Below are 12,842 nucleotides of genomic sequence, written 5' to 3' on the forward strand. Positions count from 1 at the left end.
AGGTGGGTATTCACGTCATCAAAATGCCCGACGTGGGCGAGGGTATTGCGGAATGCGAAGTGGTGGCCTGGCGCGTGCAGCCCGGCGACACCGTTACCGAAGACCAGATCCTGGCCGACGTCATGACCGACAAGGCCACGGTCGAGATCCCGTCGCCGGTGCATGGCACCGTCATGGCGCTGGGCGGCAAGGTCGGCGAATCGCTGGCCGTGGGCGCCGAACTGGTGCGCCTCGAAATCGAGGGGGCCGGCAATTTCAAGGGTGAGGCAGCGAAGCCGGCGGCTGCCGCTGCCCCGGCCGCCGCCCAGGTTGCGGACGAGCCGGCCGATCTGCCGCACGGCTTCGTGCCGGAGCCGCAGCGCATCGTGGCCGGCGCGGCGAGCGTGCCGGTCCCTGCCCCGGCGGCGAAATCCGCGGGCTCCGGCGACCGCGCCGGCAATGGCGCCGCCTCGCGCGCGACTTTCCGTGATGCGAACGAAAAACCCCTGGCCGCGCCCGCCGTGCGCAAGCGCGCCTGGGACATGGGCATCGAGCTGCAGTACGTGGGCGGCAGCGGTCCGGCCGGCCGCATCACGCATGCCGACCTCGACAACTTCGTCGCCGGCCGGAAGCAGGGCCATGCCGTGCACGGCAGCGCCGACAGCCGCTACGCCGAGCTGCATGGCGAGGAGGCGGTGCCGCTGATCGGCCTGCGCCGCAAGATCGCCGAAAAGATGCAGCTGTCCAAGCGCCAGATCCCGCACTTCACCTATGTCGAGGAAGTCGACGTCACCGAACTCGAAGCCCTGCGCACCCAGCTGAACGCGCGCTACGGCGAGGAACGCGGCAAGCTGACCCTGCTGCCGCTGCTGATGCGCGCCGTGGTGCTGGCAATCCGCAAGTTCCCCGAGGTCAACGCCCGCTTCGACGACCAGGCCGGCATCGTCACCCGCTACCAGCCGGTCCACCTCGGCATGGCCACCCAGACCGACGCCGGCCTGATGGTGCCGGTGATCCGCAACGCCGAAGCCCGCGACCCGTGGAACAGCGCCCGCGAGATCCTGCGCCTGGCGGAAGCCGCGCGCACCGGCAAGGCGGCGCGCGACGAGCTGTCCGGCTCGACCATCACCATCACCAGCCTGGGTCCACTGGGCGGCATCGTCAGCACGCCGGTGATCAACCATCCGGAAGTGGCGATCGTCGGCGTCAACCGCATCCTCGACCGTCCGGTCGTGAAGAACGGCGGCCTGGTGGCGCGCAAGCTGATGAACCTGTCGTCGTCCTTCGACCACCGGGTCATCGACGGCATGGTGGCGGCCGAGTTCATCCAGGCCGTGCGCGCTTACCTGGAAGCGCCGGCAACGCTGTTCGTGGAATAAGGGACAGAGGACATCAACAAGATGACGATGGAAACGACGACTTTACTCATCATCGGCGGCGGCCCCGGCGGCTACGTGGCCGCCATCCGCGCCGGGCAGCTGGGCATCAAGACCGTGCTGGTCGAGGGCGGCCAGCTGGGCGGCACCTGCCTGAACGTGGGTTGCATCCCGTCCAAGGCCCTGATCCATGCGGCCGAGGAATTTCATAAGGCGACGCATTACGCCGGCGAAGGCGGCGCTGAAAGCGCGCTGGGCATCCGCACGGCCGCGCCCAGCATCGACATCACCCGCACGGTGGCCTGGAAGGAAGGCATCGTCAAGCGCCTGACCGGTGGCGTCGGCGCCCTGCTCAAGAAGAACGGCGTGCAGGTGGTGCGCGGCTGGGCCCGGATCCTGGACGGCAAGACGGTCGAAGTGACGGGTGCCGAAGGCGGCGGCACCGGCGCCGCCAACGATGCCGGCGGACAGACCACCCGCATCCGCTGCGAGCACCTGCTGCTGGCGACCGGTTCGGAAGCGGTCGAGCTGCCCTTCCTGCCCTTCGGCGGCAACGTGGTGTCCGCCACCGAGGCGCTGTCGCCCGAGACCCTGCCCGGCCACCTGGTGGTCGTCGGCGCCGGCTATATCGGCCTGGAACTGGGCACCGCCTACCGCAAGCTGGGCGCGCGCGTGACCGTGGTCGAAGCGGCCGGCCGTGTGCTGCCGGCCTACGACGACGAACTGGCGCGGCCGGTGGCGGCGCGTTTGAGGGCACTCGGCGTCGACCTGCACCTGGAATCGAGCGTACTGGGCCTCAGCGAGGACGGCAAGTCGGTGCGCATGAAGAACGGCGGCGGCGAAGAAGTGGCGATCGACGCCGACCGCGTGCTGGTGGCCGTCGGCCGCCGCCCGCGCACCTCCGGCTTCGGCCTGGAAAGCCTGATGCTCGACATGAACGGCCGCGCGGTCCGCATCGACAACCAGTGCCGCACCTCGATGCGCAACGTCTGGGCCATCGGCGACCTGACCGGCGAACCGATGCTGGCCCACCGCGCGATGGCGCAGGGCGAAATGGTGGCCGAGATCATCGCCGGCAAGCGCCGCCATTTCATGCCGGCGGCGATTCCCGCCGTGTGCTTCACCGATCCGGAAGTGGTGGTGGTCGGCCTGACCCCGCAGGATGCGGCCAAGCAGGGACTGGACTGCATCAGTGCAAGCTTCCCCTACGCCGCCAACGGCCGCGCCATGACCATCGAAGGCACGGAGGGCTTCGTGCGCGTGGTCGCGCGCAAGGACAACCACCTGATCGTCGGCTGGCAGGCCGTCGGCAGCGCGGTGGCCGAGCTCAGCACGGCCTTCGTGCAGTCGATCGAGCTGGGGGCGCAGCTGGAAGACATCGGCGGCACCATCCATGCGCATCCGACTTTGGGTGAGGCGGTGCAGGAAGCGGCGCTGCGGGCTTTGGGGCACGCGCTGCATATTTGAGCTGCCGTCGTTCCCGTGAAAGCGGGAACGACGGTTTTTGTTTCGCGAGTACGACCTTGGCTATTTGCGGCTACCTTGCCCACCCGGCCGCATCTCCTCCTCCGACTGCCGGCTACCGGCATTCCCCGTACTCAGACTACCGATCCCACCCAGGCCGGTCTGCAACTCGCCCGCCTCCTCGGACGGAACCCCGGTATCCGATCCGACCACATCGTCCAGCCGCGAATCCGACTGCTTGTTGCCGACGTCGCTGTGACCCCAATCGTTGTGCTGGTTGCCGGCGCCGCCGATGTCGGCGCCGCCCTTCGGTTTCTGCGGTTCGTTCTGCACGCTCATGAAAGCCTCCTGTGCCCAGCTTTACCGCTGGCCGTCCTTGTTCGACTGCCGGTTCCCCGGGTTGCCGCCGATCTTGTTGCCCACGCCTTCCAGGCCGGTTTCGACGGCGCCCGGTTCGCTCGGGCGGTAACCCTGGCGGCGTTCCTCGTCGGTGCCGGTGGCGAGGAGGTCGTCCGTGCGCGCATCCGACTGCGCGCTGCCGGTGTCGACGGCACCCGACATGCAGCCGATGTCGCCGGTCCCGCCGGTGCCCATGGTGCCCGCCGAGCTGGTGCCGTCCTTCGTGACCTGATCGTAGTTGCGGCCTTTCGCATCCTTGCCTTCGCTTTGCATCGACATGCCGATCTCCTTGACGGTGAGGTTTCCGGTCATCATAGTCGCACGCCTCGGCACGGCGAATAGGCCCGCGCCCGGCCGAATTGTAGGACATGTCGGGCGGGCCATTGTGGAATAATCAAGTTATGAACGAACAACACATCCTTGTCCTGTATGCCCACCCTGCCCCGCACCGTTCGCCGGTCAACCGGCGCCTGGCGGATGCCGCCCGGGCCACACAAGGGGTCATCGTGGAAGACCTCTACAATACCTACCCCGATTTCGACATCGACGCCGAGCGCGAGCGCGCCCTGGTCCGCGACGCCAGCGTGCTGGTCTTCCTGCACCCGATCCGCTGGTACGGCATGCCTTCGCTGCTCAAGGAATGGATGGACGTCGTGATGGTGCCGGGCTGGGCCTACGGCAAGCCGGACTCCGTCCTGCGCGGCAAAGGCTACTGGCTGGTCGCGACCACCGGCAGCGGCCTTGACGCCTACCAGCCCGGCGGGCTGCACGGACGCCCTTTCGCCGATTTCCTCGCGCCCTTCGAGCAGACCGCCGCCCTGTGCGGGATGAACTGGATCGAACCGCTGCTGATGCACGGCGCGGCAAAGGCCGGCGAAGCGGCGGTCGAAGCCCACGTGGCCGAATTCACACGCCGCCTGCGCGGCTACGCGGGGTGAGCGGATGGAACACAGCCTGCTGACGAATGCTCTGGTCTATCTCGCCGCCGCCGTGGTCGCGGTGCCGCTGTCGAAACGCCTGGGGATGGGCACCGTGCTCGGCTACCTGGCCGCCGGCATCCTGATCGGCCCCTACGGCCTGAAACTGATTGCCAACGTCGAGGACGCCCTGCATTTCGCCGAGTTCGGCGTGGTGCTGCTGCTGTTCCTGATCGGCCTGGAACTCGAGCCGGACCGCCTGTGGGCGCTGCGCCGGCCCATCTTCGGCTGGGGCGGCGCGCAGGTGGTCGTGGTTGCCGCTGCCCTGTTCGGCGCCGCGCTGCTGGCCGGCGTCAACTGGAAGCTGGCCCTGATCGGCGGGCTCGGCCTGTCGCTGTCGTCGACCGCCATCGCCCTCGCCTCGCTGGAGGAACGCAACCTGATGCCGACCCCGGCGGGCCAGGCCGGCTTCGCGATCCTGCTGTTCCAGGACATCGCCGCGATCCCGATGATCGCCATCGTGCCGCTGCTCGGCATTCCCGACGAAGCCGGTTCGAGCGGCAACTTCTGGCTGGCCACCTTCAAGGTCGTCGGCGTGCTGGCCGGGATCATCGTCGGCGGCCGCTACCTGGTGCGTCCGCTGCTGCAGGTCATCGCCCGCACCGATACCCGCGAGATCTTCACCGCCTTCGCCCTGCTGCTGGTGATCGCGATCGCCCTGCTGATGCAGTGGATCGACATGTCGATGGCGCTCGGCTCCTTCATGGCCGGCGTGCTGCTGGCCGATTCCGAGTACCGCCACGCGCTGGAGACCGACCTCGAACCCTTCAAGGGCCTGCTGCTCGGCCTGTTCTTCATCGCGGTCGGCATGTCGGTCGATTTCGCCGTCTTCCTCGCCCATCCCGGGCTGATCCTGGGACTGGTGGCCGGCTTCCTGCTGATCAAGACCGCCGTGCTCTACATTCTGTCGCGGGTATTCGGCATGGCCCGCGGCCAGCACCTGCAGTTCGCCCTGCTGCTGTCCCAGGGCGGCGAATTCGCCTTCGTCGTGTTCGGCGCGGCCGCCACCGCACGCGTGTTCAGCGAAGATACCGCCTCGATGCTGGTGGTCGTGGTCGCACTGTCGATGGTGGTCACGCCGCTGGTGCTGATGGCCTACGACAAGCTGTCGGCCCGCCGCGAAGCCGCCGGCGCCAAGCCCGAAGCCGACGCCATCGAACCGAACGAGGACCATGTGATCGTTGCCGGCTTCGGCCGCTTCGGCCAGATCGTCGGTCGCTTCCTGAACGCGAACGGGGTCAAGCTGACGGTGCTGGACCACGACCCCGACCAGATCGAGGTGCTGCGCCGCTTCGGCTTCAAGGTCTTCTACGGCGACGCCACCCGCGCCGACCTGCTGCGCGCCGCCGGCGCCGCGCGCGCCCGAGCGCTGGTGGTGGCGATCGACGACATCGAAGACAGCCTCGACCTGGTCGAGACCGTGCGCCGCGAGTGGCCGGAACTGCAGATCTTCGCCCGCGCCCGCAACGTCACCCACTGGTACCAGCTGATGGACCGCGGCGTCACCATGATCGAAAGGGAGACCTTCGAATCGGCCCTGCAGCTGGGCCGCACCGTGCTCACGGCCGGTCTCGGCCATAACGCCTATCGCATCCGCCAGGCCGCGCTGAAGTTCCGGAAGCTCAATATCGCCAACGTGCAGGCGGTCTATCCCTACTATAAGGACCGCGAACAGTATGTGTCGATGGCCAAACGGGCGCGCGAAGAGCTGGAAGAGATGATTGCGCGCGATCGCCAAGCGCAGGAAGGCGAAACCCGGCATGACTGGGACTAGCCCGATGAATGTCGGATTTATTTACACAAATACATTCCATGTTCCGCTAAACAATTGATTTTTATAAGCAATTGTTTTATGGCACGGTATTTGCTAAGAGTCAATGGCGAGTCCACCATAAAAAAGGGAATGTTATGAAACCAAGCTACCTGAAAGCCTCCATGCTTCTTTGTGCCGTCCTCGGCGCTTTTGCCGCAGACGCGACTGCCTCGGTCATCGACAACACGTCGATCGTCTCCAGCATTTCTCCGTTTGGCTATCCCGACACAGCCACATACGGCCAGACCTTCACGGTCGGTGCCGATAATGTGTTGAACAGCTTCTCGATGTACCTGTACGGCAATAACCAGTCACTCGATTTCCGCGGCTATGTGGCCGGCTGGGACGGCAGCAAGGCCACCAGCATTCTCTACACGAGCCCAACACGCTCGGTGACCCCTGGCCAGGGGCTGATGGAATTCTCCTTCGACACCGGCTCCCTGAGCCTGACGGCGGGCCAGAAATATGTGATGTTCCTCTCGGTCTCCGACCTCGGCACCCAGGAATACAGTACCTACAACATGCCTGCGACGAACAACAGCTATGCCGGTGGCGATTTCGTCTATTTCAATAACGGCTTGGACTTCGGAGCGCTGACGACCCAGGCCTGGGAGTGCCGCGAGTGCGGCTTCGGCGACGTCGCATTCAAGGCAGCGTTTTCGCCGTCGACCGGCGATGTCCCGGAGCCGGCGTCGCTGGCCTTGCTGGGATTGGGCTTCGCCGGCATGGCTGCCCTGCGCCGCAAAGCGTAATCATTGCGATCGCCGACCGGAAGCCCGCCACGTGCGGGCTTCCTTGTTCAGGACACTATCATATCTTTCAGGCAGCTTTTTCCGGCGCCCCACGTTAGCATCCTGTCCACCTGCCCCGCAGCGCATGCGGCGGCTTCCGATCACGAACCAGGAGACAAGATGCAGCTCACTATGCTTTCCCGCCGTTTCACCCTCAAGACCGCCACAGCGGTGGCAGCCCTCGCCCTCCTCGGCGCATCCGCTGGCGCCTGGGCCGCGCCCTTCGAATCGACCCGCATCACGGTCCGCACCGAAGGCGCCGGACCGGACGTGATCCTGATTCCCGGCCTGAACTCCTCGCCGCGCGTCTGGGCCGAAATGATCAAGGCCGTGCCCGGCTACCGCTACCACCTGGTGCAAGTCTCGGGCTTCGCCGGCCAGCCGAAAGGCGGCAACGCCGACGGTCCGGTCGCCGCGCCGGTGGCCGAAGACATCGACCGCTACATCAGGGAAGCCGGCCTGAAGCAGCCGGCCGTGATCGGCCACTCGATGGGCGGCACGATCGGCATGATGCTGGCCGCGCGCCATCCGGCCGACCTGTCGCGCCTGATGGTGGTCGACATGGTGCCCTTCCTGGGCATGTTCTTCGGCGGCCCCGGCGCCACCGTCGCCAGCGTCGAGCCGATTGCTGACCGCATCGCCACCGGTATCCGGACGGCCGCGCCCGAGGAGCGCAGCAAGCGCGCCGTCGAGACCATCAACGGCATGGTCGCCACCGAGTCCATGCGTGCCGGCGCGATCGACGACTCGATGCGCAGCGACGTCGACGTCGGCGCCCGCGCCTACCGCGAACTGCTGGTGACCAACCTGGGGCCGGAACTGCCGAAGATTTCAGTGCCGGTGACCGTGCTGTACGTCCAGCCGAAGAGCGTACCGATTCCGGCCGAGCAGTTCGATGCGGTCTACAAGGGCGTGTTTGCGCCGGTGCCGGCCTTGAGCCTGAAGCGCATTCCGGACAGTGCCCACTTCATCATGTGGGATCAGCCGGTGCGGTTCCAGGCTGAGGTAAAGGAATTCCTTGGCGGACGCTGAAGGCAGCGCGAACTCCGGCCTCCGATCTACACCTTCGCGGCAAGTGGCAGGGTCAGCGCGGTGCCGCCTGCTCCGTCCAGCTCGGCCCGCCGCTCACCGGCTTCCCATCGACCCAGTCGATGCGGTCGATGCACATCCGGCGCGCCGTCCGCGCCGGATCCCAGGCGTGGTAGACGATCCAGGTCTCGCCGCCGTCCGGCGACGTCGTAAAGGAATTGTGTCCCGGCCCCAGCAGCTCGCCGGAGGCCGGGGTGCGCATCAGCAGTGCCTCGTGGCCGCCTTCGGGCCGGCGGTACGGCCCTTCTGGGTGCTTGGCGATCACGTAGCTGACGCCGTAGTTCTCCTTCTCCCAGGCGCCGCCGCTGTAGAAGCAGTAATAGTGGCCGTCGTGGTACAGCACCGCCGCACCCTCGACCGTGTGCCAGTCGACAACCTTGCCGTACATGGAGCGGTCCTTGCGGAACACGTGCCAGTCGTGGTGCGGGCGCACCACCGTGCGCGGCTCGCCGGCCAGGGTGCACATGTCGAGCAGGCGGTCGACCACGATGCCGGTGCCGATCCGCTCGTCGTGCGCCATCTCCAGGAAATCGACGCAGTAGTACAGCCACCAATTCCCGTCCTGGTCGCGGAAGGGATGGGCGTCGATCGAGAAGGGCTGGTCCGGCACCAGTAGCTTGCCGGCGTCGAGGAAGGGGCCGGCCGGATGGTCGGCCACCGCCACTCTCAGCTTCTGGTCGGTGCCCTCGGGCGCGTTGCCGGACGAGTAGTACATGTAGAAGCGGCCGTCGTGGCTGGCCACTTCCGGCGCCCAGAAATGCCAGCCCTGCCCGGCCTCCATGCCCGCGGCCGGCATCAGGGCGTGGCCGAGCGCTTCCCAGTCCACCAGGTCGTTCGAGCGCAGTACCGGGATCTGGCGGCCGTCATCGCCGCCGGGGGCGGTGCCGTAGGCGTAATAAACCCCTTCGTGCCGCAGCACGAAGGGATCGGCGAAGATGTCCGGATAGACCGGATTCCGGTAAGTCTTCTGCATCATGAGACCCTGGAGCGAGATGTGAGCTTAGAGCGAGAAGCGCAGGCCCAGCCCGTAGGTGGTCGGATTGTAGCGGATGTCGCGCGGACGGATCGGATCGTTCAGGTAGCTCTCGTAGTTCTCCTTCGTGATATTGATCGCGTCAAACTGCAGGGACACGTTCTTGTTGATTGCGTAGGACAAGCTCAGGTCCACGAAAGTTGCAGCCTTCACGTAACGGTCCTGGCCGAAGCGCGGCTCGGCGATCTGCTCGACGTAGTCGCCGCGGTGGGTGGACGTCAGGCGGCCGGTGATGCCATTGCCCTCGTACAGCAGAGCAAAGTTGTAGTTCTTCTTCGCCACGCCGATCAGCGGGGTGGTCGCGAACGTGTTGCCGGTCGAGGACACCAGGGTCTGGTTCTCGCCCGAGATCCAGGTGTAGTTTGCCTGGGCGCCGAAGTTGCTCCAGGGCGCAGGCAGGAAGTCGAAGAACTTCTGGATGCCGAGTTCGGCGCCCTTCAGCTTGCCGGAGCCCGAGTTCTGCGGACGCGTCACACGGTAGTTCAAGCCGCCGATGGTCTCGTTCGACTCCATGTTCTGCAGGTAGCCGTCGATATCGCGGTGGAACAGCGCGATCTGGGCATATCCATTTTTCGGGAAATAATATTCCAGCGTGGCGTCGATGTTCTTCGACTTGGTCGGCCGCAAATTCGGGTTGCCGGCCGAGCCCGTGCCCGGCGCGTTGACGGTCGGCGGGATCAGCGACAGCGCCGGGTTCAGCGAGGCGAAGTCCGGATAGGTCAGGGTCTTGCCGAAGGACAGGTGGGATTGCAGGTCCTTGCGCCAGCCGATCACCGCCGACAGGCTCGGCAGGAAGTTGTTTTCGCGCGAGGACTGGTCGATCGGGCTGATCACGTCGCCGATGCGGCTGTTGCCCACCAGGCTGCGCGTGATGTGGGCGTAACGGGCGCCGACGGTCCCGCTGACGTCGATGTCGCCCATCCTGGTCTGCCAGCGTCCCTGCAGGTAGAGGGTCGTGTTGTTCTCGTTCTGACTGAAGGCGCGGGTCGGGTCTTCCACCACGCGGCCCGGGGCGGCCCCGTAGAAGGCGCGCACGGCGTCGGCCTGGTCGATCAGGAAGTCATGCGACGGCGTGACCCAGGGACCGCCGAGCCGGTCCAGCCCTGGAACGAGGGTCTCGAAGGACGGACCGAAGGCGCCGATCGGGCTGGCGCGGGTGGGCCCGTTGATGTCGCTGTGGCCTTCGGCGCCCTTGAAGCCGGCGCGCCGCTGCGACAGGCGGATGCCGCTGTCGATGCTGCTGAAGAAGCCGTCGCCCAGGCGGTAGCTGCTGTCGAGCCGCCACTGCGACTGCTCGCCGGTCGAGATGCCCCAGTTCTGCACCATCCCGCGCAGCACGAACTGGGTCGGATCGCGCAGCGCCTGGCTGCTGGTGGGCGTCGTGACCATGTTGTAGCCGCCGTGGCCGTCGCGGCCATAGGTGTAGACGTCGATGCTGGCGCCCGGGATCTGCTGGTCGACGATCACGGTATCGTTCACGAAGGTCGACTTGGACCAGGCGTAGTTCGATGCCAGCTTCCAGGGGCCGTCCTTGTACTGCACGCCGAGGTTCAGGTAATGGGTGACCGTGTGCTCCTTCACGCCCCAGGTCGAGGTGGCGGTGTAGGGATCCCAGTCGTAGGGGCCGCCGAACCGGGCGGCGCCGGCATGGGCCGACTGGATCGGGCAGATCGAGCCGTTCGGGGTGTTGCAATAGCTGCCTTCGGGCGCCATCACCACATTGGTCAGGCGCGGGGTCCAGGTGACGATGCCGAGGATGTAGTCGACCGCGCTGCGGGCGCGGTAGCCGGTGCCGAGGTACTGGGCGCTGGCTTCCATCTGCGGGCTGATCTTCCACTGCAGGGCGCCGTGGATGCTGCCGCGGTCGCGCTTGCCCTGGTTGTAGATGCCGCCGACGTTGGGCAGCTCGCCGAGGCGGTCGCCGGGTTTCAGCGGGGCGATCGGCTGGTCGTCGTTCAGGCGCACCGCGGTGCCGTCCGGGCTGACCGAGAAGATGCGGTCGGGACGGTCGACCCATTGCACCGGATAGCCCCAGTGCTCGCGGTTGAACTGGACGTCGAACAGCGCGCCGATCTCGCCGTAGCTGGTGTTCCAGCGGTTGCTGACCGCGAAGCCGCCGTTCGGATTGTTCTTGTCGCTGGTCGCGCTCGACCCGTTCACCTTCTGGCGGCGTTCTTCGATGAAGGCGGTGGCGTTGAAGCCCTTGACGTCGAAGGGCGAGCGCAGCCGCACGTTGACGGCGCCGGCGATGCCGCCTTCGAGCTGGTTGGCGGTGGCGCTCTTGTACACGTCGAGGCCGCCGATCGACTGCACCGGCAGGTCCTGGTAGGACAGGCGGCGGCCGTTGCCTGTGAAGATCTGGTTGCCGTCGAGGGTCGTGACCACGTCCGGCAGGCCGCGGATGATGACGCTGCTGGTCTCGCCGCGGTCGCGGCCCACCTGCACGCCGGCGATGCGCTGCAGGGCGTCGCCGGTGGCGCGGTCGGGGAACTTGCCGATGTCCTCGGCGTTGATGGAGTCGACCACCTGGTCCGCATTCCGCTTGATCGCCTCGGCACTGCGGATACTGCTGCGCAGGCCGGTCACCTGCACCTGCACGATCTGGCCCGGCTGGGCCGGGGCCGCCGGGCTCACCTGGTCCTGGGATTGCGAGGCGGGGTCCTGCAGCGTGGCCTGGTCGGGCTGCGAAGGCGGGGTGCCGGTACCGCTCTGGGCGCAGGCCGCCGCGTGGGCGATCAGGGCGAGGACGGCCACGCACACGGGCCGCAGCTGGAATGTGGTCATGCGAGTCTCCGAAAAAAAATTAGTAATAATTCTTAGCAGGAAGCTAACGCAAAACCGGGCGCGGCGGCGCGCGCTTGGGCCCGTCACTAAGAGGCCGGCGGCGCCACCGAATCGCGGCTCACCAGAGGGCACTCACTCTGGAAAACGGCGTTGGAAACCTTGCCGCCACGGGCCAGCGCGATCAGGGTCTCGGCCGCCCAGCGGCCCATTTCGTAGTTTGGTAACAACACTGTGCTCAGCGGCGGATGGGTATAGCGGGCCAGGTCCTGGTCGTCGTAGCCGACCACGGACAGCTCGCGCGGCACCGCCAGCTTGCGTTCGCGGGCCGCGTCCAGGGCGCCCAGCGCCATCAGGTCGTTGGCGCAGAACAGCGCGCTGGGACGGTCGGGGCCGTCGAGCAGGGACAGCGCATGCGCATAGCCGCTCTCCACCTGCCAGTCGCCTTCGCGCACCAGGGCCGGGTCGAAGGGAATGCCGGCATCGAGCAGCGCATGGCGGTAGCCCTTCAGGCGGTCGGCGGCGGCCTCGATCCAGCCTTCGCCGTTGATGAAGCCGATGCGGCGGTGGCCGCCGGCGACCAGGTGCATGGTGGCGCTGTAGCCGCCCTGCTGTTCGGCCGGCACCACCGCCGGGTGCCGGCACTCGCGCTCGTGGCAGTTGAGCAGCACGGTCGGCACGCCGTCCAGCGCCGCCGGCAACGTGACGGCGCGGGTGAAGATGGTGGCGTAGATCACGCCCAGCAGCGCCGGATGGTCGAGCATGCGGGCCAGCACCGCCTGCTCCCGCCCGGGGTCGCCACGCGTCGCGAACGCGGCGACCAGGCAGTCCTGGTCCCAGGCGCCGTCCTTGGCGCCATCCATGGTCTGCATCGCATGCGGGCTGGTGGTCAGCTCGTCGGTCAGGTAGACGATCAGGTTCGGCGCCTGCCCCGGACGATTGTCGTGCCGGCCCTGGTGGCGCTCGAGGGGGTAGCCGAGTTCGCGGGCGATCCTCAGCACGGTCTCGCGGGTGGCGCGCGAGACCTTGGCCCCGCTCAGGTGGTTGATCACCAGCGAGACCGTCGACTGCGAGACGCCGGCCAGCTTGGCGATGTCGGTCATGGTCGGCCGCCCGCGCACCGCCTTCGTCATGACGCGC

General features: G+C 67.0%; 11 protein-coding genes. 6 read left to right on the forward strand and 5 right to left on the reverse strand.

Going from position 1 to position 12,842, the window contains the following annotated elements:
* Positions 1-2 precede the first annotated feature (2 nt).
* Together AB4Z32_RS08945 and lpdA are read left to right on the forward strand one after the other, a co-directional pair.
* Complete coding sequence (locus AB4Z32_RS08945) at positions 3-1,358, forward strand: dihydrolipoamide acetyltransferase family protein (protein ID WP_442121492.1); 1,356 nt, start codon at positions 3-5, stop codon at positions 1,356-1,358.
* A 21-nt stretch (positions 1,359-1,379) separates the two neighbouring features.
* Positions 1,380-2,822, forward strand: a complete 1,443-nt coding sequence (gene lpdA / locus AB4Z32_RS08950; RefSeq protein WP_442121493.1) for a dihydrolipoyl dehydrogenase — start codon at positions 1,380-1,382, stop codon at positions 2,820-2,822.
* A gap of 60 nt (positions 2,823-2,882) precedes the next feature.
* Here lpdA and AB4Z32_RS08955 read toward each other — a convergent pair whose 3' ends face one another.
* Positions 2,883-3,158: a hypothetical protein gene (locus AB4Z32_RS08955; RefSeq protein WP_442121494.1), complete on the reverse strand. Its 276-nt coding sequence runs from the start codon at positions 3,156-3,158 to the stop codon at positions 2,883-2,885.
* A gap of 21 nt (positions 3,159-3,179) precedes the next feature.
* Entirely contained in the window at positions 3,180-3,533 is a 354-nt protein-coding gene (locus AB4Z32_RS08960; RefSeq protein ID WP_442121495.1) for a hypothetical protein, read from the reverse strand.
* An 86-nt stretch (positions 3,534-3,619) separates the two neighbouring features.
* Here AB4Z32_RS08960 and kefF point away from each other — a divergent pair, with 86 nt between their 5' ends.
* The 4 genes from kefF (at position 3,620) to AB4Z32_RS08980 (ending at position 7,831) form a co-directional block, all read left to right on the forward strand.
* On the forward strand, positions 3,620-4,156 hold the full coding sequence (gene kefF, locus AB4Z32_RS08965) for a glutathione-regulated potassium-efflux system oxidoreductase KefF (RefSeq protein ID WP_442121496.1): 537 nt from the start codon (positions 3,620-3,622) through the stop codon (positions 4,154-4,156).
* A 4-nt stretch (positions 4,157-4,160) separates the two neighbouring features.
* Positions 4,161-5,969 carry a glutathione-regulated potassium-efflux system protein KefC gene (gene kefC / locus AB4Z32_RS08970; protein ID WP_442121497.1) on the forward strand — a complete coding sequence of 603 codons (1,809 nt, stop codon included), beginning with the start codon at positions 4,161-4,163 and terminating at the stop codon, positions 5,967-5,969.
* A 134-nt stretch (positions 5,970-6,103) separates the two neighbouring features.
* Positions 6,104-6,760 carry a PEP-CTERM sorting domain-containing protein gene (locus tag AB4Z32_RS08975; RefSeq protein ID WP_442121498.1) on the forward strand — a complete coding sequence of 219 codons (657 nt, stop codon included), beginning with the start codon at positions 6,104-6,106 and terminating at the stop codon, positions 6,758-6,760.
* A 159-nt stretch (positions 6,761-6,919) separates the two neighbouring features.
* Entirely contained in the window at positions 6,920-7,831 is a 912-nt protein-coding gene (locus AB4Z32_RS08980) for an alpha/beta fold hydrolase (protein ID WP_442121499.1), read from the forward strand.
* A 52-nt stretch (positions 7,832-7,883) separates the two neighbouring features.
* On the opposite strand, the gene AB4Z32_RS08985 is transcribed toward AB4Z32_RS08980, so the two are convergent.
* From AB4Z32_RS08985 to AB4Z32_RS08995, 3 genes are all read right to left on the reverse strand, one after another.
* Positions 7,884-8,864, reverse strand: coding sequence for a glycoside hydrolase family 43 protein (locus tag AB4Z32_RS08985; RefSeq protein WP_442121500.1), 981 nt, complete (start codon positions 8,862-8,864; stop codon positions 7,884-7,886).
* Between the two features lie 24 nt (positions 8,865-8,888).
* Positions 8,889-11,705 carry a TonB-dependent receptor gene (locus tag AB4Z32_RS08990; protein ID WP_442121501.1) on the reverse strand — a complete coding sequence of 939 codons (2,817 nt, stop codon included), beginning with the start codon at positions 11,703-11,705 and terminating at the stop codon, positions 8,889-8,891.
* An 86-nt stretch (positions 11,706-11,791) separates the two neighbouring features.
* A complete protein-coding gene (locus AB4Z32_RS08995) occupies positions 11,792-12,835 on the reverse strand; it encodes a substrate-binding domain-containing protein (protein ID WP_442121502.1) in 1,044 nt (347 codons plus the stop codon).
* Positions 12,836-12,842: the final 7 nt, after the last annotated feature.

The sequence above is a fragment of the Massilia sp. 2TAF26 genome (assembly GCF_052115005.1).
Lineage (GTDB): Bacteria > Pseudomonadota > Gammaproteobacteria > Burkholderiales > Burkholderiaceae_D > Telluria.

Coding starts and splice junctions, on each gene's coding strand:
- lpdA (WP_442121493.1), top strand. CDS start 1,380: ATGACGATGGAAACGACGACTTTACTCATCATCGGCGGCGGCCCCGGC.
- AB4Z32_RS08955 (WP_442121494.1), bottom strand. CDS start 3,158: ATGAGCGTGCAGAACGAACCGCAGAAACCGAAGGGCGGCGCCGACATC.
- AB4Z32_RS08960 (WP_442121495.1), bottom strand. CDS start 3,533: ATGATGACCGGAAACCTCACCGTCAAGGAGATCGGCATGTCGATGCAA.
- kefF (WP_442121496.1), top strand. CDS start 3,620: ATGAACGAACAACACATCCTTGTCCTGTATGCCCACCCTGCCCCGCAC.
- kefC (WP_442121497.1), top strand. CDS start 4,161: ATGGAACACAGCCTGCTGACGAATGCTCTGGTCTATCTCGCCGCCGCC.
- AB4Z32_RS08975 (WP_442121498.1), top strand. CDS start 6,104: ATGAAACCAAGCTACCTGAAAGCCTCCATGCTTCTTTGTGCCGTCCTC.
- AB4Z32_RS08980 (WP_442121499.1), top strand. CDS start 6,920: ATGCAGCTCACTATGCTTTCCCGCCGTTTCACCCTCAAGACCGCCACA.
- AB4Z32_RS08985 (WP_442121500.1), bottom strand. CDS start 8,864: ATGATGCAGAAGACTTACCGGAATCCGGTCTATCCGGACATCTTCGCC.
- AB4Z32_RS08990 (WP_442121501.1), bottom strand. CDS start 11,705: ATGACCACATTCCAGCTGCGGCCCGTGTGCGTGGCCGTCCTCGCCCTG.
- AB4Z32_RS08995 (WP_442121502.1), bottom strand. CDS start 12,835: ATGACGAAGGCGGTGCGCGGGCGGCCGACCATGACCGACATCGCCAAG.